Source organism: Microbispora hainanensis (genome assembly GCF_036186745.1).
Taxonomy (GTDB): domain Bacteria; phylum Actinomycetota; class Actinomycetes; order Streptosporangiales; family Streptosporangiaceae; genus Microbispora.
Genome location: NZ_CP108086.1, coordinates 5,865,608 through 5,883,803, shown reverse-complemented (window position 1 = coordinate 5,883,803; position 18,196 = coordinate 5,865,608). Strand labels below are relative to the sequence as shown.

Genomic DNA, 18,196 nt, shown 5'->3' with positions numbered 1-18,196 from the left:
TCTCTGTGCGAGGGTCACCGGCGTACGGCCGGCAGCGGGAGGATTCCGAGGCTCGCGTCGAGACCGCCGTCGACGACCAGCGTGGTCCCGGTGACGTACGACGCGGCGGGCGAGGTGAGGAACCAGACGGCCTCGGCCTGCTCGCGGGGCTCGGCGAACCGCTGAAGCGGCACTCGGCGCTCGATCTCGGCGGTGAGCACCGGGTCCTGGCGGACGCCCGCGTTGATCCGCGTCCAGGTGAGCCCGGGGGCGAGTGCGTTGACCCGGATGCCGTCGGGCGCGTGGTCGATGGCCGCGGCGCGGACGAGATTGATCACCGCGCCCTTCGAGGCGTTGTAGGCCCAGTTGCCGGGGTCGCCGCGCAGTCCGGCGACGGAGGCGGTGACGACGATCGCACCGCCTCCCGCCGCCCGCAGCGCGGGCGCGGCGGCCCAGATGCCCAGGATCGGACCCCGGAGGTTGACGGCGAGGATGCGGTCGGCGGCCTCCACCGCGCCGGGCGACTCCCAGGGCCGGGTGCCGCCGATGCCGGCGTTGAGCACGACCGCGTCGAGCCGGCCGAACTCCCGCTCCGCCAGCGCGACCGCGGCCACGTTGGTCTCCTCCAGGGACACGTCGCCGGCCAGCGTCACCACGCGGTCGAGCGTGGCGAGCTCCTTGAGCGCGTGCTCGTCGCGGTCCACGGCGAGCACGGCGACGCCGCGCTCGGCGTACAGCTCGGCGGTCGCCCGGCCGATGCCCGAGCCGGCGCCGGTCACGAGGACGACGCGCGGGCCGGGGATGGGTGAGGTCATGGCAGGCCCTCCAGATTCATAGCGGGTGCGGCTCGTTCCGTCGTCCACCCCACGTCGATCCTCGGGACGGCGGCGAGCAGCTCGGCGGTGTAGGCGGCACGCGGGGCGCGGAAGACGTCCGCGACGTCGCCGGTCTCGACCAGGGCGCCGTCCTTCATCACCGCCACCCGGTCGCAGACCTGGCGGACGACGCCCAGGTCGTGGGAGATGAACAGCAGCGCCACCCCGGCCTCGCGCCGCAGCCGGGCGAGCAGGGCCAGGATCTGCGCCTGGACGGTGACGTCGAGCGCCGAGACCGGTTCGTCGCAGACGATCACCTCGGGACGCGGGGCGAGCGCCCGCGCGATCGCCACCCGCTGCCGCTGGCCGCCGCTCAACTGGGCGGGGCGCCGGTCCAGCAGGGCGTCGTCCAGTCCGACCTCGGCGAGCAGCCCGGCGACCCGGTCGCGCCGCAGGCGGCGCGACATCCTTCCCGGCACCGCCTCCCCGACGACCCGCTCGACCGTGAACCGCGGGTCGAACGAGCTGAGCGGGTCCTGGTCGACGAGCTGGATACGAGAGCGGCGGGCGCGCCGGTCGCGCTCCCGCGGCACGCTCCACGCCTCGCCGTCCAGCAGCACGGTTCCGGCGTCGGGGGCGATCTCGGCAAGCACGATCCGTGCGGTGGTGCTCTTGCCCGACCCCGACTCGCCGACCAGGCCCAGCGCCTCGCCCGCGCGCAGGTCGAATGAGACGTCGTCCACCGCCGTACGCCACGAGCCGCCCGGGGAGCGGTACCGCTTGGTCACCCCCCGCACCGAGACGACCGCGTGGTCCTTCACCCGGGGCGGCGCCGCCGCCGCACCTGAAGCGGGGACGGGCCGTTCCCGGTCCGCGTGGAAGCAGCGGACCTCCCGGCCCGGCCCGTACGGCACGGGCGGCGGCGGCTCGGCACGGCAGCGGTCGTCGGCCAGCGCGCAGCGCGGCGCGTACGGGCAGCCGCCGGCGGCGGGAGGGCCGGTGCGGACGAGGGGCAGCTCCCGCGCCGGACCGTCCACGGCGGGCACGGCGGCCAGCAGGTCGGCGGTGTAGGGATGGGCGGGGGCCCGCAGCAGCGCGTCCGCCGGTCCCCGTTCCACGACGAGCCCGGCGTAGATGACGGAGACCTGGTCGGCGAGCCGGGCCACGACCGCCAGGTCGTGGCTGATGAGCAGCACCGCCGTGCCCGCCCGCACGCGTGCCCTGAGCAGGTCGAGCACCTGCGCCTGCACGGTGACGTCGAGGGCCGTGGTGGGCTCGTCCGCGACCAGCAGCGACGGCCGGGCGGCGATCGCGGAGGCGATCAGCGCCCGTTGCCGCAGGCCGCCGGACAGCTCGTGCGGATACTGCAGGAACCGCACGTCGGGATCGGGCACGCCCGCCTCCGCGAGCAGCCCGATCACCTGGTCGTCGAGGTCGTCGCGGTCCGCCAGGCCGTGCACCTCCAGTGCCTCCGCCACCTCGTGCCCGACCCGGCGAAGCGGGTCGAGCGAGGTCAGCGCGTCCTGCAGGACGTAGCCGATGCGACGCCCGCGCAGCCGCCGCCACTCGCGGCCGCTCAGCCGGCGCAAGTCGCGCCCCTCGAAGGACAGCGTCCGCGCCCGCACCCGCGCGCCCGTGCCGGCGAGACCGAGCAGCGCCCGGGCGGTGACGCTCTTGCCCGAGCCCGACTCGCCCACGACCGCGAGGCACTCCCCCGCACGCAGGGACAGGTCGACGTCTCGTACGGCCCGGACCACGCCGCGCCGGGTGGCGAAGTCCACCGACAGCCCGGCGACCTCTAGCAGGGGTGCCTCGGTCATCCGGCCTCCCGCCCTTCGTAACGGGCCTGCAGGGCCCGCCCCACGACGGTGGCGGACATGACGGTCAGCGTGATGGCGGCCCCCGGGAACAGGGCCAGGGTCCAGCTCGCGTCGAGGTAGTCGCGTGCCTGCGCGAGCATCGCCCCCCACTCGGGGGCGGGCGGCTGCGGACCTAGCCCGAGGAAGCTCAGCGAGGCACCGGCGATGAGCGCGGTGCCCACGTTGATCGTGGCCAGGATCAGCAGCGGCGCGACGACGTTGGGCGCGATGTGCCGCAGCAGGATCCTCCCCGGCGTCAGCCCCAGGTTGACCGCGGCCCGCACGTACGCCGAGCCGCGGACCACGAGCGCCTGCGCGCGGACGACTCGGGCGAAGCCCGGCGCGAGCGCCACCGTGATGGCCAGGACGGCGTTGCGTGTGCCCGGCCCGAGGACGGCCACGACGAGCAGGGCCATCAGGATGGCCGGGAACGACAGCAGCACGTCGGCCAGCCGCATGGCCGCCTCGCCCACGAGGCGGCCGCCCAGCGCCGCCAGCAGGCCCCAGGCGGAGCCGGCGAGCCCGGCCAGCAGCGTCGAGCCGACGCCGACCAGCAGCGACGGCCGGGCACCGAAGACCAGCCGGGCCAGCACGTCGCGGCCGAGCTGGTCGGTGCCGAGCGGGTGGCCCGGCATCGGGTCGCGCAGCGCGAGGGCCGGGTTCACCTGGTCAGGGCCGTGGGCGAACAGGCCGGGGGCGAGAGCGGCGAGGCAGACGAGCGCGAAGAACGCGGCGGCCAGCGCCACGCCGGCCTGCGCGGCCCCCACCCGCAGGCGCGGGAGCGCCGCCGGGCCGTACGAGGCCGGGGCGGTCATGCGGCGGCCTCCCGGACGCGGGGGTCGACCAGCCCGTAGAGCAGGTCGAGCCCGATGTTGATCAGCGAGAACGTGAGCGCGGAGAGCACGACCACGCCGGTCACGACGGGAAAGTCCCGGCCGCGCACCGCCGCCACCACGACGTGGCCGAGGCCCTGGCGGGCGAAGACGGTCTCCACGACGACGGTCCCGGCGAGGAGCTCGCCGAGCACCCAGCCGGAGAGCGTGAGCACCGGCAGCGCGGCGTGCCGCAGCGCGTGGCGCGCGCGGATGCGGTTCTCGGTGGCGCCCCTCGACCTGGCGGTCAGGGCGAACGGCTGGTCGAGAGCGCGTTCGAGCCCCTCCCTGGTCACCTGGGCCAGCACGCCGGCGATGGGCAGCGCGAGCGCCGCGCACGGAAGCACCAGCGCGGCCGCTCCCTCGTCGCCGAGCACGGGGAACCAGCGCAGGCGGAAGGAGAAGGCGGCCAGCAGCAGGATGCCGATCCAGAAGTTCGGCGTCGAGATCGAGCAGAACTCCAGGACCCGGGAGATCGCCCGTGCGCGCGGCCTGCCGGCCGTGAGCAGGGCCAGCGCGACCGCGAGGCAGAAGCCGAGGACCGCCGCCCCCGTCGCGAGCGACAGGGTGGAGCCGAGCTGCTCGCCGATCACGCTGCTCACCGGCCGGCCGAGCTGGTAGGAGCCGCCGAGGTCGGCACGCAGGAGGCGGCCGAGGAACAGGACGTACTGCACGCCGACCGGCTCGCGCAGGCCGTACTGGTCGCGGATGGCGTCGAGCACCTCGGGAGTGGCGTTGGCCTGGACCCCGCCCGCGATGATCCGGGCGGGGTCGCCCGGCACCAGCCGCATGCCGGCGAAGGCCAGCGTCGCCGCGCCCCACAGCACGAACAGGGTCAGCGCCAGCCTGCGGGCCAGCCGGATGGCCAGCGGAGCCACCGGGATCAGTCCCCCAGCCAGGCGCTGTGGAAGACCGGGTAGGTCTGGGCGTCGAAGGCGACGCCGCGCACCTTCGCCGAGAAGGCGGTGAGCTGCACGGGAGTGTAGAGCGGCAGCACGTACGCCTGCCGGAGCACCTCGCGCTGCACGGCGGCGTAATCCTTGTCCGCCGTGGCCGGGTCGGATGTCTCCGCCGCCTCCTCCACCCACCTGTCGATCTGCGGCGAGTCCACCAGCGCGACGTTGCCGCCGGCCTTGGCGTAGGTGTTGCCCGAGGCGAACGCGAAGCGCAGCACGTCGGGCGTGGGCCGGGCGAAGCTGACGTCCACCAGGTCGTAGCCGCCCCCGATGAGGTACTTGGCGACGAAGGCCCCGGTGTCCACGGCCGGCCGTTCGATCTTGATGCCGACCTGCTTGGCCTGCGCCTGGATGCCCTCGGCGAGAACGTCGCGCTGCTCCTTGTTGCCCTCCGCCCAGTAGGGCCAGACGAGGGTGAGGGTCTTGCCGTCCTTGACGCGGTAGCCGTCGGCGTCCGTCTTCGTCCAGCCCGCCTCGTCGAGCAGCCGCCTCGCCGCGTCCGGGTCGTACGACGCCAGTTCGCTCTCGGCCGTCGGGTCGTACGACGCGGTGGTGCGGCTGAGCGGATTGCGCGCGACCGGGAAATGCCCGAAATAAATGTTGCGCACGAGTTCCTCGACGTTCACGGCGGCCGAAAGGGCGCGCCGCACCCGCACGTCCCGCAGCGGCCCGCGGGTCTGGTTCAGATAGAGGTTGTAATTCAGGCCCGGCGTCTCCTGGGAATTCAGCGCGAACCCGGGGAGGGACCGCAGCTTTCCCGCGTTCACCGGAGGGACGCCGGCGATCGCCTGCACCTGCCCGCTCGTGAGGGCGCCCCACCGGGTGGCGTCCTCGGGGACGAACTCGAACACCAGGGTGTCGAGGTAGGCCGCGCCCTCATGGGACGCGCCGGCGGGCGGCGAGGCATAACCGGCGTTCTTGCGCAGCGTGACGCGCTTGTCCTTCTCCCAGGAGACGTAGGAGAACGGTCCGGTGCCGACCGGCCGGTAGTCCGCGACGGGCTTCGCGAGCGCCGCCGGACTCTGGATGCCCAGGTACGGCACCGACAGCGCCTGTAGGAACGGGGTGAACGGCCGCTTCAGCGTCACCTCGACGACATGGTCGCTCACCACCCGCGACTTCTCGTACGGCGCGATCAGCGAGGCGGCGTAGGCCGACTTGGTCGCCGGGTCCACGACGTGGTCGAGGCTCGCCTTCACGGCCTCGGCGGTGAACGGCGTGCCGTCGTGGAAGGTGACGCCCTCCCTGAGCGTGAACGTGTAGGTCTTCCCGTCGCCGGACACGGTCCACTTGGTGGCGAGCCAGGGCGCGAAGGTGTCCGGACCGGTCTGCGCGACCAGCGAGTCGAAGATGTTGCGGTCGATCAGGCCGGTCACCGCGGTGGCCGCGACGGCCGGGTCGAGCGACACCTGCGTGCCGGCCAGGGCGTAGGTGAGGGTGCCGCCTGCCACCGGGCCTCCGCCCGCGGCCCGGACGGCCGGCCGCTCGTCCCCGCCGCCTGCCGAGACGACCAGGACGACTGCGGCGACGGCGATCACCGCCAGGACCGCCCCCAGGACGGCCGGGCGTCTGGAGCGCAGGCTGCGCCTCTTCCTGACCGGCCCGTCGTCGACGCGGGTGGCGGTGTCGTCGCTCAGTGACATGGCGGAACCTTCTCTGTCGCGCAATGGGGCACAAGGGGACACCACGGGGATACGGGCGTGCGGAAGCGCCGGAGACGGGGTGGTGCGGCGGGACCGCACCACCCCGCCGCACTCGCCCTCCGCGCCGGCCTCTGCACCGGCCCTTCGTACAGGCCCTCCGCATTGGCCGGCCCGAACCCCGGAGACCCGGAAAACGACCGCCAGCGAAATCGAATTTTCGAGCGGCGGCTAGATCACACCATATCCGAGCGGGCCGGTCAATATGAAAGCATCATTATCGCGACCGATTGTAAACGCCGATCGATATCAATTCGAATTTCCAATGGAAACCTGTTCGGAACGCGATCCGGACAAACGCGTGACGGACGAGAAGAACGCTTCGAGGGCCTCGCCCGCCCGCTCCCCGATCGCCGGGTCCAGCCCCTGCCGGCTCACCAGGCGCAGCCCGATGGCCTCCTGCCGAGGAAGCGGCGCGATCTCCTCCAGGCCGTCCGGAACGCCGTACGCGGTGGGCAGCAGGGCGAGGCCGAGGCGCGCGCGGGCCGCCGCCAGCACCCCTTCGAGGTTGGTGGCCTCCGTCGTGATGCGTACGGACCAGCCGAGACGCTCCAGCACGCGTACGGCCTGCGCGCGGAGCGAGCACGGCTCCTGGAAGGCGACCAGCGGCACCGGGCGGTCCGGCTGCGGGAGGAACCAGCCCGGGGCGCCGAGCCAGCGCAGCGGCAGCGTGGCGACCTGCCTGCCTCCGGCATTCGGCACCACACCGAGGATCAGCGCCATGTCGAGCGTGCCGCGCATGGTGGCCTCCGCCAGCGTGGTGCTGCGGTCCAGCCTGAACACGACGTCCTGCGCCGGGAGCGCGGCCATCAGGGCGCCCAGGAGGTCGGGCAGCGCCCCGCATCCCGCGTGCTCGACCGCGCCCACGCTCAGGGCGGCCCGGCGCTCGGCGCCGAGGCGGCCCATCGCCTCGTCGTGCACGGCGAGCAGCCGCCGCGCCTCAACCAGCAGCGCCTCGCCCGCGAGCGTGAAGCGGGTCGACCGGCCGGTCCGCTCGACCAGAGGCTGCCCGATGACGCGTTCCAGCGACCGGACATGCTGGCTTACCGTCGGCTGACTGGTCCGCAGGGCGGATGCGGCCCGCCCGAAGCCGCCGCACTCGGCGATGGCCACGAAAGTTCGCAGTTGCACGAGATCGAGCAATGCTCCCATGGCCGCATCATAGCCTAAAACCCACTTTACCTACATAGAATTAGGGCTGTGAACCTCCGGTCCACCAGCGGACGGCCGCGGCCGCGATCTCCGGCGGCACCTGGTGCCCGCCGCGGAACTCCTCGTACGTCACCTCGTAGCCGCTCTCCCGCAGCTCGGGGACGAGCCGCCTGCTGCATTCGCCGATCGGCAGCACGCGGTCGGAGACGCCGTGCGAGACGAAGATCCGGGGACGGCCGTGCCGGATCATCGGCACCATGAACCCCGGGGAGAACGCGAGCACGGCCCCGAACAGGTCGCCGTTGGCCGGCCCCAGCGACAGGGCGTAGGAGGCGCCGTCGGAGAAACCGGCCACGGCCACCTTGCCGACCGCGACCGGCGCACGGGCGAACGCCTCCTCCAGCGCGGCGTCGATCCTGGAGACGTCCGCGCCGTATCCGCCGACGATGACGTCCCAGGTGGCGGAGACGGCCTGCGGCGCGAGCAGCAGCACGCCGAGCTCCGACGCGTGGGGAAGCAGCCACTCCAGCGCCTCCTCCGCCGTGCCGCCCGCGCCGTGCAGCACGACGGCGAGCGGGGACGGCCCGGCCGCCGGGGAGGGCGGCACGGCGAACAGGGCGCGCCCGTCCAGGCGGTGCACCCCCGGCTCCAGAGGGGAGGCCGTCCGTGCGACGGCCACCGGGCGGGCGGACAACCGGCCGTGCCGCACGCCCTCCTCGGGCCCCGGATGGGGCCGGCTGCGCTCCGGCGTGCCCATCGGCCATCACCCCCCGCCCAGGATTTACCCCTCCTGCCCGCGGGTCACCGCGTCACGGCCCGGCTTCGGCCGCGCGATCACGGCTCCGGCTTCAGCCGCGCGTGGCGGCGATCACCTCGGCGACCAGCGCGGGCGAGGTGACCCGGCGGACGTACTCGGGCTGGCGCAGCTCACCGCCCATGAAGGGGTACGGGTTGCGGTGGACGGCCGGGCTGGGCTCGTCCACCAGGGCGGCGAAGTGGACCTCCCCGGCCCCGGTCGCCTCGACCACCCGGCTCACGTTGCGCGGGGTGATGCCGCCTCCCGGCATGACGACCAGCCGGTCGCCCGCCCGCCGCACCAGCTCGGCGATCAGCGGTGCGCCCTCCAGGGCCGAGCTGTCCTGGCCGGAGGTGAGCACCCGGTCGATCCCCAGGCCGGCGAGGGTCTCCAGCGCGGCGAACGGGTCGGCCGTCATGTCGAAGGCCCGGTGGAAGGTGACCGAGAGCCCGCCTGCGGCGTCGATCAGCCGCTTGGCCACCTCGACGTCCACCTCCCCCTCCGGGGTTAGCACGCCGATCACCACGCCCTGCGCCCCGGCGTCGCGCACCGCCGCCACGTCGCGGACCATGGCCGCGACCTCGTACTCGTCGTAGACGAAGTCGCCGCCGCGCGGGCGGATGATCACGTGGACCCGGATCGCCGAGACGGCCGCGAGCGTGGCCTCGACCGTGCCCAGGGTGGGCGTCAGGCCGCCCTCGAACAGCGCGGCGCACAGCTCCACGCGGTGCGCGCCCGCACGCTCGGCGGCCAGCGCCCCGGCCGTGCTGTCGATGCAGATCTCGTACGTCAGGCTCATCTCTCCCCCATCACGAAAGCCGCCGCGCGGAAAGCGGCCGCTCAGAAAACAGCACTGATCTCGCCGACGGGGACTCCCCCGCCCAGCACCGGGACGGTCGTGAACTCGGCCGCCGCCGAGACGTCGGCGCCCGCGGCCCGCAGCGCGGCGAGCGCGATCGCGGTCGTCGCCCGGGGGCCGCCGTCGATCGCCTTGACGGCCGCCGCGTGCCCGGAGGCGAGCGCCACGACCAGCACCCCCTCGGCGCCGCCCTTCACCACGGCGCCGGGCAGCGCCCGCATCAGGCGGGTGTTCAGGTGGCCGGTCCCGCCGACGTACTCCGGGTGGGCCCGCATGGCGTCGGCGACCGCGCGCGGCGGCGTGCCCTGCGGGGACACGGCCATGGCGCGTACGGCGCGGGCCAGGCCGGTCAGGGAGATCCCGAACAGCGGGGCGCCGCAGCCGTCGACGGCGACGTGGGCGGCCTTCTCCCCCGACAGCTCCTCCACGACCGACCTGACCCGTTCCTGCACGGGGTGGCCGGGGTCGAGGTAGCCGTCGGCAGGCGCGCCCGCGGCCACGGCGGCGGCGAGCATCGCGGCGTGCTTGCCGGAGCAGTTCATCCGCTCCCGCGACGGTCCGAGACCGGCCCGGATCAGGGCCTGCCGGGTGTCCTCGTCCTCCGGCCAGTCGGGCGGGCAGCGCAGGTCGTCGAAGCCGAGCCCGGCCTCGGCGAGCATCTCTGCAACGAGCCGCACGTGGAAGTCCTCCCCCGTGTGGCTGCCGGCGGCGATGGCGAGCGCGGGGCCCTGCAGGTGGGCCCCGGCGAGCAGGCAGGCGAGAGCCTGGAACGGCTTGGCCGACGAGCGCGGCAGCACCGGCGCGTCCACCGAGCCGCGCGCCACGGCGACCTCGCCGCCCGCCGACAGCGCGACCACGCTGCCGAAGTGGACGCTCTCCACGAAACCGGACCGCACGACCTCCGCGAGCGGGGCGTATTCAGCGAGGGACACGAGTGATCTTCCTCCTGCGCGGGCCGCCCCCGCCCGCCACGGAGCGGTCGAGGGAGCGGGCGAGCGCGGACAGCGACGCGTTGACCACGAGGTAGACCAGCGCGACGACGATGTACGTCTGGATGAGCAGGCCGTTGTAGTTGGCCAGGACCTTGCCGCTGTAGAGCAGCTCGGCGTAGCTGACGACGAACCCGAGCGAGGTGTCCTTCAGCAGGCCGACCGACTGGCTGACCAGCGAGGGCAGCACCCGGCGGGCCGCCTGCGGCAGCACGACCAGGCGCATCGACTGCCCCTGGGTGAGCCCGAGGGCGAGGGCGGCCTCGCCCTGTCCCCGTTCCACGGACATGATCCCGGCCCGGAAGACCTCGGCGAACAGCGCCGCGTTCGACACGGAGAGCGGCACCACGAGCTTCCAGAACAGCGGCAGGTCGAGGCCATATCTCGGCAGCGCGAACAGCACGAGGTAGACCAGCAGCAGGGCCGGGATGGTCCGCACGGCCTCGACGTACGCGGCGGACGGCAGGCGGATCGCCCGGCGCCGCGACAGCCGTCCGAGCGCGAGGGCGATCCCGGCCGCCATCGAGAGCGCGGCGGCCACGACGGCGGCCAGCGCGGTGGACCACAGCCCGCCGAGCAGGTAGCGCCACATCGGCCAGGTCGCGTACGGCTGCCAGCGCTCGGCGGCGAGCTGCCCGTTGGCGGCGAACTGGCGCAGGGCCAGGGCCAGCAGGGCGAGCAGCACCAGCACGCCCGCGATGGTGGCGAGGCGGATGCGACGGCGGGCGCGCGGGCCCGGCTCGTCGAACAGCAGGTTGCTCATCGCGCCACCGCCAGCCGCCGTTCGAGCCGCCCGGTCACGAACCCGGCGCAGGCGGCGATCGCGGCGTACGCCAGGCCCGCCCCCACGAAGATCGGGATGGGCTGCGCCTCCAGCAGGTTCACCCGGTTGGCGGCGGCGGTCAGCTCGACCACGCCCACGGCCGCCGCGAGCGAGGTGTTCATCGTGAGCGCGATGAAGATGTTGCCGATCGGCTGCACGACGGTCCGCAGCGCCTGGGGCAGCACGACGTGGCGCAGCGACTGGCCGAACGTCAGCCCCAGGGCGCGGGCCGCCTCGCCCTGACCGGCGGAGATCGCGTTGACGCCCGAACGGAGGGCCTCGGCGATGTAGGCGCCCTCGTACAGCGCGATCACCACGATGGCCGTGGTGGTCAGGCCGGCCTTGAGCCCGATCTCGGGCAGGCCGAAGACCGCGAGCACGAGCAGCACGAGCAGCGGGAGGTTCTGCAGGGTCTCGACGTAGACCGTCGCGACCGCGCGCAGCACCGGGACCGGCCCGACCCGCATCGCCACGATCACGAGCCCCACGACCGCGGCGCCCACGAAGGACGCCGCGGTCATCTGGAGGGTCACGACCAGCCCCTGCCAGAACTCGGGCAGGTGATCAAGCAGTGCCGACATCAGGAACCCGGCACCGAGCCGATCTCGGGCGGCGTGGGGGCCTCACCCTGCACGACCGTGCCGAGGGAGTTCTTCCAGATGTCCTGCCAGACGCCGTCGGCCTGGATCTTCTTCAGCCAGTCGTTGACGAACGACTTGAACTGGTCGTCGCCGTGCTTGAGCCCGATGCCGTACGGGTCCTGGGTGAACGGCTTGGTGACGATCTCCAGCTCGGGGTCCTTCTTGGCGTCGGCGACGAGCAGCGTCTCGTCCTGCACGTAGGCCACGCCGCGGTCCTGCTTGAGCGCCTGGACGCACTCGGGGTCGCCGCCGAAGGTGATGATCTTCGCCTGCGGAGCGAGCTTCTTGATCTCGGGGATCGCGGGGGTGTTGGCCCCGGCGATGACGGTCTTGCCGTTCAGGTCCTGCGGCGAGGAGATCCCCGTCGTGCCCTTCTTGACCGCGATGGACAGGCCCGAGGAGTAGTAGGGCCCGGCGAAGGCGACCTGCTCGGCCCGCTCCGGCGTGATCGTGTAGGTCTGGAAGACCACGTCGACGGTGCCGTTGCTCAGCAGCGCCTCGCGGGTCTCGGACGCCGAGTTGACGATCTTGACCTTCGGCTGCCCGATGATGTACTTGGCCAGCGCCTTGCCGAGGTCGGCGTCGAAGCCCTCCACCTCGCCGGTGGCCGGGTTCTGCTGGGACAGCAGCGGCGCGTCGAGCGAGCCGCCGACGATGAGCTCGCCGCGCTGCTTGATCTTCTCCATCGTCGAGCCGGGCAGGATGTCCGCGGCGGCGGCCACCGGAGCCTTGGCGATCACGCCGCTCCCGCCGCCCTCACTCGGGGCCGCGCCCGGCACGGCGGAGCTCGCCGAGTCCGTCCCGGCACAGGCCGTCAGGCCGGCCATCGCCACGGCGGCGACAGCGGCCACCCGCTTAATGGACACCATCGGGGTCCACCATCCTTTGCGATCAGTGCGTGAGTACCTTGGCCAGGAAGTCCCTGGCCCGATCGGTCCGAGGGGAGTCGAAGAAGGCGTTCGGCTCCCCCGTCTCGACGATCCGGCCGCCGTCCATGAAGACCACGCGGTCGGCCGCGCGGCGCGCGAAGCCCATCTCGTGGGTGACGACGACCATGGTCATGCCGTCGGCGGCCAGGCCCGTCATCACGTCGAGGACCTCGCCGACCATCTCCGGGTCGAGCGCCGAGGTGGGCTCGTCGAAGAGCATGACCTTCGGCCGCATGGCCAGCGCGCGGGCGATGGCCGCGCGCTGCTGCTGACCGCCCGACAGCCGGGCGGGCTGCTTGCCCGCCTGCTCGGCGATGCCCACCCTGGCCAGCAGCTCGTGGGCGGTCCGCTCGGCCTCGGCGCGGCTCACGCCGCGCACCTTCATCGGCGCGAGCATCACGTTCTCCAGCACGGTCTTGTGCTGGAAGAGGTTGAAGTTCTGGAAGACCATCCCCACGTCGGCCCGCAGCCGGGCCAGCGCGCGGCCCTCGGCGGGCACGGGGACGCCGTCCACGAGGACCTCGCCCGAGTCGGCCGCCTCCAGCCGGTTGAGGCACCGGCACAGCGTCGACTTGCCGGACCCGGAGGGCCCGATCACCACCACGACCTCGCCGCGCGCCACGTCGAGATCGACGTCGTGCAGCACGTGGTGGTCACCGAACCACTTGTTGAGGCCTCGTACCCGAATCATCGCCATCTTCCTTCGAAATCGAAGTTATGGCGGACCGTAATGGATGATTCTGGGCGAAGTCAACGCGTTGGCGGACAAAGTCACACCGTGGTATCTCTTACCCCTATGCCAGGCAAAGAGAGGTTGCCGGTGCGGGGGGCGCAGGGCGACCTCCTGCGCCTCGTCGCCGCCGGCCACGCCGAGTCGCGGGCGGAACTCGCCCGCCTGTCCGGCCTGGCGGCCTCCAGCGTCTCGTTGCGCGTCGAAGAGCTGATCGGCAGCGGGCTGCTGGTGGAGGAGGGCGCGGGCACCTCCCGCGGCGGCCGGCGCCCACGCCGGCTGCGGCTCAGCCCCAGCGCGGGACTGCTCGCGGTCGCCGACCTGGGCGCCCACCACGCGCGCCTCGGCCTCCTCGACCTCAGCGGCACCCCGCTGGTGGTCGAGGAGCGCCCCTGCGAGATCGCGGACGGCCCCGAGGCGACCATCGACTGGATGGCCGCCGCGTTCGAGGACCTGCTGGCCGCGCACGGCCCGCCCGGGGTCCCGCTGCGCGGGGTCGGCACGGGCATCCCCGGTCCCGTGGACCCGGCGACCGGCCGGGTCGTCGCACCCTCGCGCATGCCCGGCTGGAACAACTTCCCCGTCGCCGAGCGCCTCGGCGCGCACTTCGACCTGCCGGTGCTCGTGGAGAACGACGCCAACCTCATGGCGGCCGGCGAGGCCAGGGCGTGGCCGAAGTGCGAGACGCTGATGGTGCTCAAGGCCGGCAGCGGCATCGGCTGCGGCGTGATCGTGAACGGCACCCTCCATCGGGGGCGGGGCGCCGCCGGCGACATCAGCCACGTGCGGGTCAGGAGCGACTCGTCGGTCACCTGCTCCTGCGGGCACGACGACTGCCTTGAGGCCTACGCCAGCGGTGCGGCCCTCATGAGCGTGCTCAACGAGCAGGGCATCGAGGTGCGGCGGCCGTCCGACGTCGTCGCGCTGGTCGAGGACGGGGTGCCCGAGGCCACCGCCCTCGTCCGCAACGCCGGGCGGCTCATCGGCGAGGTGCTGACCGTGCTGGTCAACTTCATCAACCCCGACGCGATCGTGGTCGGCGGCAGCCTGTCGCCGGCCGAGCCGCTGATCGCGTCGATCCGCGCGGCCGTGTACGAGCGGTGCCTGCCGCTGGCCACCCGCGACCTGGAGATCTCCACCACGCGGTCGGGACCCGACGCCGCCCTGCTCGGCGCCGGATCCTTGCTGCTCGACGCCGTGCTCGCCTGACCACCGACCCCGAACGGACGGCCGTGACCCGATACTGCCTCTTCGACCTCGACGGCACGCTGACCGACCCCGAGACCGGCATCGTCGCCTCGCTGCGGCACGCCCTTTCCGCCGTCGGGGTCCCGGAGGCGGAGCACGAGCGGCTCCGCGCCATGATCGGCCCTCCCCTCCAGGAAGGCTTCCTCATGCTCGGCGTGCCGCCGGAGCGTGTCGACGACGCGGTGCGCGCCTACCGGGAGCGCTACACCGACGGGATGTACGAGAACGAGGTCATCGAGGGAATCCCCGCCGTGCTGGAGGCGCTCGTCGCCGGCGGCTGGACCCTGGCGGTGGCGACCTCGAAACCGGCCGTCTACGCCGAGAAGATCCTTGTGCACTTCGGGCTCGACGGCTTCTTCACGTACGTCGCCGGTGCGACGCTCGACGGGTCACGACGGCACAAGGCCGACGTCATCCGGCACGCGCTCGACGTCCTCGGCGCTCCACCCGAGGCCGCCGTCATGATCGGCGACCGCATGGAGGACGTCGCCGGCGCGGCCGCCTGCCGGGTGCGGAGCATCGCCGTCACCTGGGGTTTCGGCGACGCGGCCGAGTTCGTCGATCCCGGCCTCATCGCCGTTGTGGACACGCCCCGACGCATCCTCGACGTGCTCTCCCAAACGGCCATCCCTGAAATGGATACGCCCGGCGGGTCGTAAACGCACGAATACGCCTGCGTACGAGGCGAAATCGCCTTGACGTGATCGGGATGGACATGACTAGATCACTTTCGTGATCATCACTTTCCCTCCGAAACGTCCCAGTCGTTCCAGCACATCGGAATCAGGAATTTCTGGGCGCTCGTCGCCCCGCGAAGAGAGCGGCGGATTCCATAAGTCGTCAATCACCCGGCTGCTGGCCTGCCTCGCAACCGCTTTGGCGGTGACCGCCGGCCTTTTCGTCGTGCAGGCACCGGCCGCCTCGGCCGCCGGCATCACGACCGACCTGGGCATCACGAGCGGCGGTGACGTGGTCGCGGGCGGAGGAAAGGCCTTCATCGCCGGGGACGACCAACTCCTCGTCGTCAACCTGACTTGGCTCACGTTTCAAGATTGTCGCTGAGCGCGAGGCGTTGACCTCGTGGTTCCCCGTCGGGAACGGCGAAAAGTGCGCACTAAATCGATCATGTCTCTACCCTGGTGGCCGTGTCTCCGTACGTGCGGACGGTGAAGACGGCCTCAGGCGCCCGGGCGGTGCAGATCGTCTACTCCTCCCGCCGCGGATCGCGGGAGATCGAGCACATCGGGTCGGCGCACGACGACGCCGAGTTGGAGACGCTCAGGGCGGTGGCGCGTCAGCGGCTGGCCGCCGGCCAGCAGGAACTGGACCTGGGGCTGGACGATGGGCCGATGGCGGGCGGGCCGCTGGAGATCGTCAGCTCGCGGATGGAACACCTGTGGGACGCGCTGTCCCGCGCCTACGACACGCTGGGGTTTGCTGCCGCGGCCGGGGGCGATGAGGTGTTCCGGCAGCTGGTGCTCGCGCGGGTGATCGAACCGACGAGCAAGCACGACAGCCTGCGCGTGCTCGGCGAGGCCGGGATCGATGCGGTGTCGTATGCCACGGTGAAGCGCCGCCTGCCGGACTACGCCGCACCGCAGTGGCGCCAGGCCCTGGCCGGTGCATGCGCGGCCCACACCCGCCTCGGGCCGGCCAGCCTGGTCCTCTACGACGTGTCAACCTTGTACTTCGAGACCGACGCCGGGGATGGGTTCCGCGAGCCGGGCTTTTCCAAGGAACGCCGCCTGGACCCGCAGATCACGATCGGGCTGCTCACCGACTCCTCCGGGTTCCCGCTCATGGTGACCGCCTTCGAGGGCAACAAGGCCGAGACCCACACCATGCTCCCGGTGATCGAAGGGTTCATGGCGGCCCACCACCTGCCGGACGTCACGATCGTGGCCGACGCCGGGATGATCTCCGAGGCGAACAAGCAGGCCATCGAAGCCGCTGGGCTGTCGTTCATCCTCGGCATGAAGATCCCCGAGGTGCCGTATGTGGTCAAGCAGTGGCGGCGCGAGCACCCCGGCACCCCGATCCCCGACGGGCACATCTTCATCCAGCCCTGGCCGTCGGGATCGAGCCGGCCCCGCCGCGACCAGATGATCTACTACCAGTACCGGGCAGAGCGGGCCCGGCGCACCCTGCGCGGCATCGACGAGCAGGTCGCCAAGGCCCAGCGCGCCGTCGACGGGCAGGCGCCGGTCAAGCGCAACCGGTTCATCAGGCTGTCCGGCGCTACCAAGAGCGTCAACACCGAGCTGGTGGACAAGGCCAAGGCCCTGGCCGGGCTCAAGGGCTACATCACCAATCTCGCCGCCTGCCCGGACGGGACGCCCATCACCGCCGAGTTCGTCATCAGCTCCTACCATCGGCTGTTCGAGATCGAAAAGTCCTTCCGGATGAGCAAGCACGACCTCAAAGCACGGCCGATCTACCACCACAAACGCGAGTCCATCGACGCGCACCTGACGATCGTGTTCGCCGCCCTGGCGGTCGGCCGGTGGATCGAGGCACGGACCGGATGGTCGATCAAGAAGTTCGTCCGCACCACCCGCCGCTACTGACCTTTAATTCGTGATGTCGCCTCCCGTTCTCATGGTCAGGCCGGTCGGTGGGAGGCATCCGTCGATGAGGTGGGCCCGGTACTGGATCTTCTTCAGGGCGCGCTTGATGACGCGGACGAGCTGGGGCAGGTCGGCGGCGGCGAGGTTGGCCAGGGCGCCGCGTTTGAGCAGGGACCAGATGCCCTCGGTGGGGTTGAGGTCGGGGGCGTAGGCGGGGAGCTGGACGATGGTGAGCCAGTCGGCGTGCTCGGCGGCGAAGGTCTTCATCCCGGGCACTAGGTGCAGGTTGAGGTTGTCCCAGACCAGCACGATCGGGGCGCCGAGCTGGGCGTGGGCATGAAGGATCAGGTCGCGGTAGTCCATCCAGCCGAAGGTCTTGGGCTCGCCTTTGCGGCCGCGGTAGACGTGCAGGCGGTAGATCAGCCGGGAGCGTTCGCCGGGTTTGTAGCAGACCAGGGCGGCGATGTTCACCCGTCCGCTTCCGCGCCCGCGGACGTGTACCACCGGCGTGTGCCCGCGCCGGCCCCACGTTCGTGCGCGAGGCGGCCTCAGCCCTTGACCGGCTTCGTCTTCGAAGCAGATCCAGGCGCCGTCGGCCGCCGCGGATCTTCCACCTGCGGCCAGACCTCCTTCTTCCACACCTCGATCGCGGCCTCGTCCCGCTCGATCGCCCGGCGGGCGGGGCGCTGGCACGACCAGCCGTTACGCCGCAGCAGGTACCACACCCCCTGAACGGTGTAGCCGAGGTGGAACATCCTGCCGATCAGCGTCTTGATCCGCATCAGCGTCCAGCGCTGGTCGGCGAACCCGTGCGCCAGCGGACCGCGTTCCAGCTCGGCCTCCAGCCGGGCGAACTGCGCCGGGCTGAGCCGGGGCAGCGCGTGCGGGCCTGCTGAGGCCAGCGCCGCCGTGCCACCCTCGCGCCAGGCGCGCCGCCACCGCTCCACCGACCGCTGAGTGACCCGCAACGTCCGGGCTAACGCCGCGTTCGTGACCCCCTGCTCGAACATCACGGCTGCGCTCAGCCGTACCTCCTCGCGGCGCCGCTGCTCCTGGGGGGTGAAGCCGCCGCCTTGGGCATACCGCACACCCTGGTCATACAGACCAGATCAGCCCTCGTCAGCTCACCGACAAGACCCATTTAAGTTCCGTATCGCACCGTCCGAATCCAAGCCGGCAACCACGTCCTGACCGCCGCCGACCCTCTGCCCACCGACCTACGCAACGCCCTCAAGCGGATCCGCAGCCCCGAAGGTGCGCACTAAATTGAGCCAACTCAGG

Annotated in this window: 18 protein-coding genes and 1 pseudogene; 4 read left to right on the top strand and 15 right to left on the bottom strand. The window is 72.4% G+C overall.

What is annotated here, in order from left to right:
- Positions 1-14: 14 nt before the first annotated feature.
- The 13 genes from OHB01_RS27275 to OHB01_RS27215 all read right to left on the bottom strand — a co-directional run bounded on the left by OHB01_RS27275 (position 15) and on the right by OHB01_RS27215 (position 13,061).
- Positions 15-794: an SDR family NAD(P)-dependent oxidoreductase gene (locus tag OHB01_RS27275; protein ID WP_142652527.1), complete on the bottom strand. Its 780-nt coding sequence runs from the start codon at positions 792-794 to the stop codon at positions 15-17.
- Entirely contained in the window at positions 791-2,614 is a 1,824-nt protein-coding gene (locus tag OHB01_RS27270; RefSeq protein ID WP_147945064.1) for a dipeptide ABC transporter ATP-binding protein, read from the bottom strand. The genes OHB01_RS27275 and OHB01_RS27270 overlap by 4 nt, the downstream gene beginning before the upstream one ends.
- Positions 2,611-3,468 carry an ABC transporter permease gene (locus tag OHB01_RS27265; RefSeq protein WP_142652525.1) on the bottom strand — a complete coding sequence of 286 codons (858 nt, stop codon included), beginning with the start codon at positions 3,466-3,468 and terminating at the stop codon, positions 2,611-2,613. Before OHB01_RS27265 ends, OHB01_RS27270 begins: the two co-directional genes overlap by 4 nt.
- A complete protein-coding gene (locus OHB01_RS27260; protein ID WP_260617559.1) occupies positions 3,465-4,403 on the bottom strand; it encodes an ABC transporter permease in 939 nt (312 codons plus the stop codon). The genes OHB01_RS27265 and OHB01_RS27260 overlap by 4 nt, the downstream gene beginning before the upstream one ends.
- Before the next feature lie 5 nt (positions 4,404-4,408).
- A complete protein-coding gene (locus tag OHB01_RS27255; protein WP_142652524.1) occupies positions 4,409-6,124 on the bottom strand; it encodes an ABC transporter substrate-binding protein in 1,716 nt (571 codons plus the stop codon).
- Between the two features lie 306 nt (positions 6,125-6,430).
- Positions 6,431-7,333: a LysR family transcriptional regulator gene (locus OHB01_RS27250; protein WP_142652523.1), complete on the bottom strand. Its 903-nt coding sequence runs from the start codon at positions 7,331-7,333 to the stop codon at positions 6,431-6,433.
- 40 nt (positions 7,334-7,373) lie between these two features.
- A complete protein-coding gene (locus tag OHB01_RS27245; protein WP_142652522.1) occupies positions 7,374-8,090 on the bottom strand; it encodes an alpha/beta hydrolase in 717 nt (238 codons plus the stop codon).
- A 91-nt stretch (positions 8,091-8,181) separates the two neighbouring features.
- Positions 8,182-8,928: a copper homeostasis protein CutC gene (locus OHB01_RS27240; RefSeq protein WP_142652521.1), complete on the bottom strand. Its 747-nt coding sequence runs from the start codon at positions 8,926-8,928 to the stop codon at positions 8,182-8,184.
- Positions 8,929-8,969: 41 nt separating this feature from the next.
- On the bottom strand, positions 8,970-9,920 hold the full coding sequence (locus OHB01_RS27235) for an asparaginase (protein WP_142652520.1): 951 nt from the start codon (positions 9,918-9,920) through the stop codon (positions 8,970-8,972).
- Positions 9,907-10,740: an amino acid ABC transporter permease gene (locus OHB01_RS27230; RefSeq protein ID WP_142652519.1), complete on the bottom strand. Its 834-nt coding sequence runs from the start codon at positions 10,738-10,740 to the stop codon at positions 9,907-9,909. The genes OHB01_RS27235 and OHB01_RS27230 overlap by 14 nt, the downstream gene beginning before the upstream one ends.
- Positions 10,737-11,381 (bottom strand): amino acid ABC transporter permease, encoded by a 645-nt coding sequence (locus tag OHB01_RS27225; RefSeq protein ID WP_142652518.1) that lies wholly within the window; start codon positions 11,379-11,381, stop codon positions 10,737-10,739. Before OHB01_RS27225 ends, OHB01_RS27230 begins: the two co-directional genes overlap by 4 nt.
- A complete protein-coding gene (locus OHB01_RS27220; RefSeq protein WP_142652517.1) occupies positions 11,381-12,310 on the bottom strand; it encodes a glutamate ABC transporter substrate-binding protein in 930 nt (309 codons plus the stop codon). Before OHB01_RS27220 ends, OHB01_RS27225 begins: the two co-directional genes overlap by 1 nt.
- Positions 12,311-12,332: 22 nt before the next feature.
- A complete protein-coding gene (locus OHB01_RS27215) occupies positions 12,333-13,061 on the bottom strand; it encodes an amino acid ABC transporter ATP-binding protein (protein WP_142617678.1) in 729 nt (242 codons plus the stop codon).
- Between the two features lie 105 nt (positions 13,062-13,166).
- Between OHB01_RS27215 and OHB01_RS27210 the strand changes: the two genes are divergently transcribed.
- From OHB01_RS27210 to OHB01_RS27195, 4 genes and pseudogenes are all read left to right on the top strand, one after another.
- On the top strand, positions 13,167-14,309 hold the full coding sequence (locus OHB01_RS27210; protein WP_205831247.1) for an ROK family protein: 1,143 nt from the start codon (positions 13,167-13,169) through the stop codon (positions 14,307-14,309).
- A 23-nt stretch (positions 14,310-14,332) separates the two neighbouring features.
- The gene (locus OHB01_RS27205) at positions 14,333-15,007 is read left to right on the top strand and encodes an HAD hydrolase-like protein (RefSeq protein WP_168066617.1); all 675 of its coding nucleotides are present in this window, start codon (positions 14,333-14,335) and stop codon (positions 15,005-15,007) included.
- 73 nt (positions 15,008-15,080) lie between these two features.
- The gene (locus tag OHB01_RS27200; protein ID WP_328854152.1) at positions 15,081-15,410 is read left to right on the top strand and encodes a hypothetical protein; all 330 of its coding nucleotides are present in this window, start codon (positions 15,081-15,083) and stop codon (positions 15,408-15,410) included.
- Between the two features lie 83 nt (positions 15,411-15,493).
- Positions 15,494-16,912, top strand: a pseudogene (locus tag OHB01_RS27195) (IS1634 family transposase); the annotation flags it as partial.
- Positions 16,913-16,918: 6 nt separating this feature from the next.
- Here OHB01_RS27195 and OHB01_RS27190 read toward each other — a convergent pair.
- Both OHB01_RS27190 and OHB01_RS27185 read right to left on the bottom strand, forming a co-directional pair.
- Entirely contained in the window at positions 16,919-17,554 is a 636-nt protein-coding gene (locus tag OHB01_RS27190; protein WP_147945461.1) for a transposase, read from the bottom strand.
- The gene (locus OHB01_RS27185; protein ID WP_142652783.1) at positions 17,464-18,003 is read right to left on the bottom strand and encodes a winged helix-turn-helix domain-containing protein; all 540 of its coding nucleotides are present in this window, start codon (positions 18,001-18,003) and stop codon (positions 17,464-17,466) included. The genes OHB01_RS27190 and OHB01_RS27185 overlap by 91 nt, the downstream gene beginning before the upstream one ends.
- Positions 18,004-18,196 lie beyond the last annotated feature (193 nt).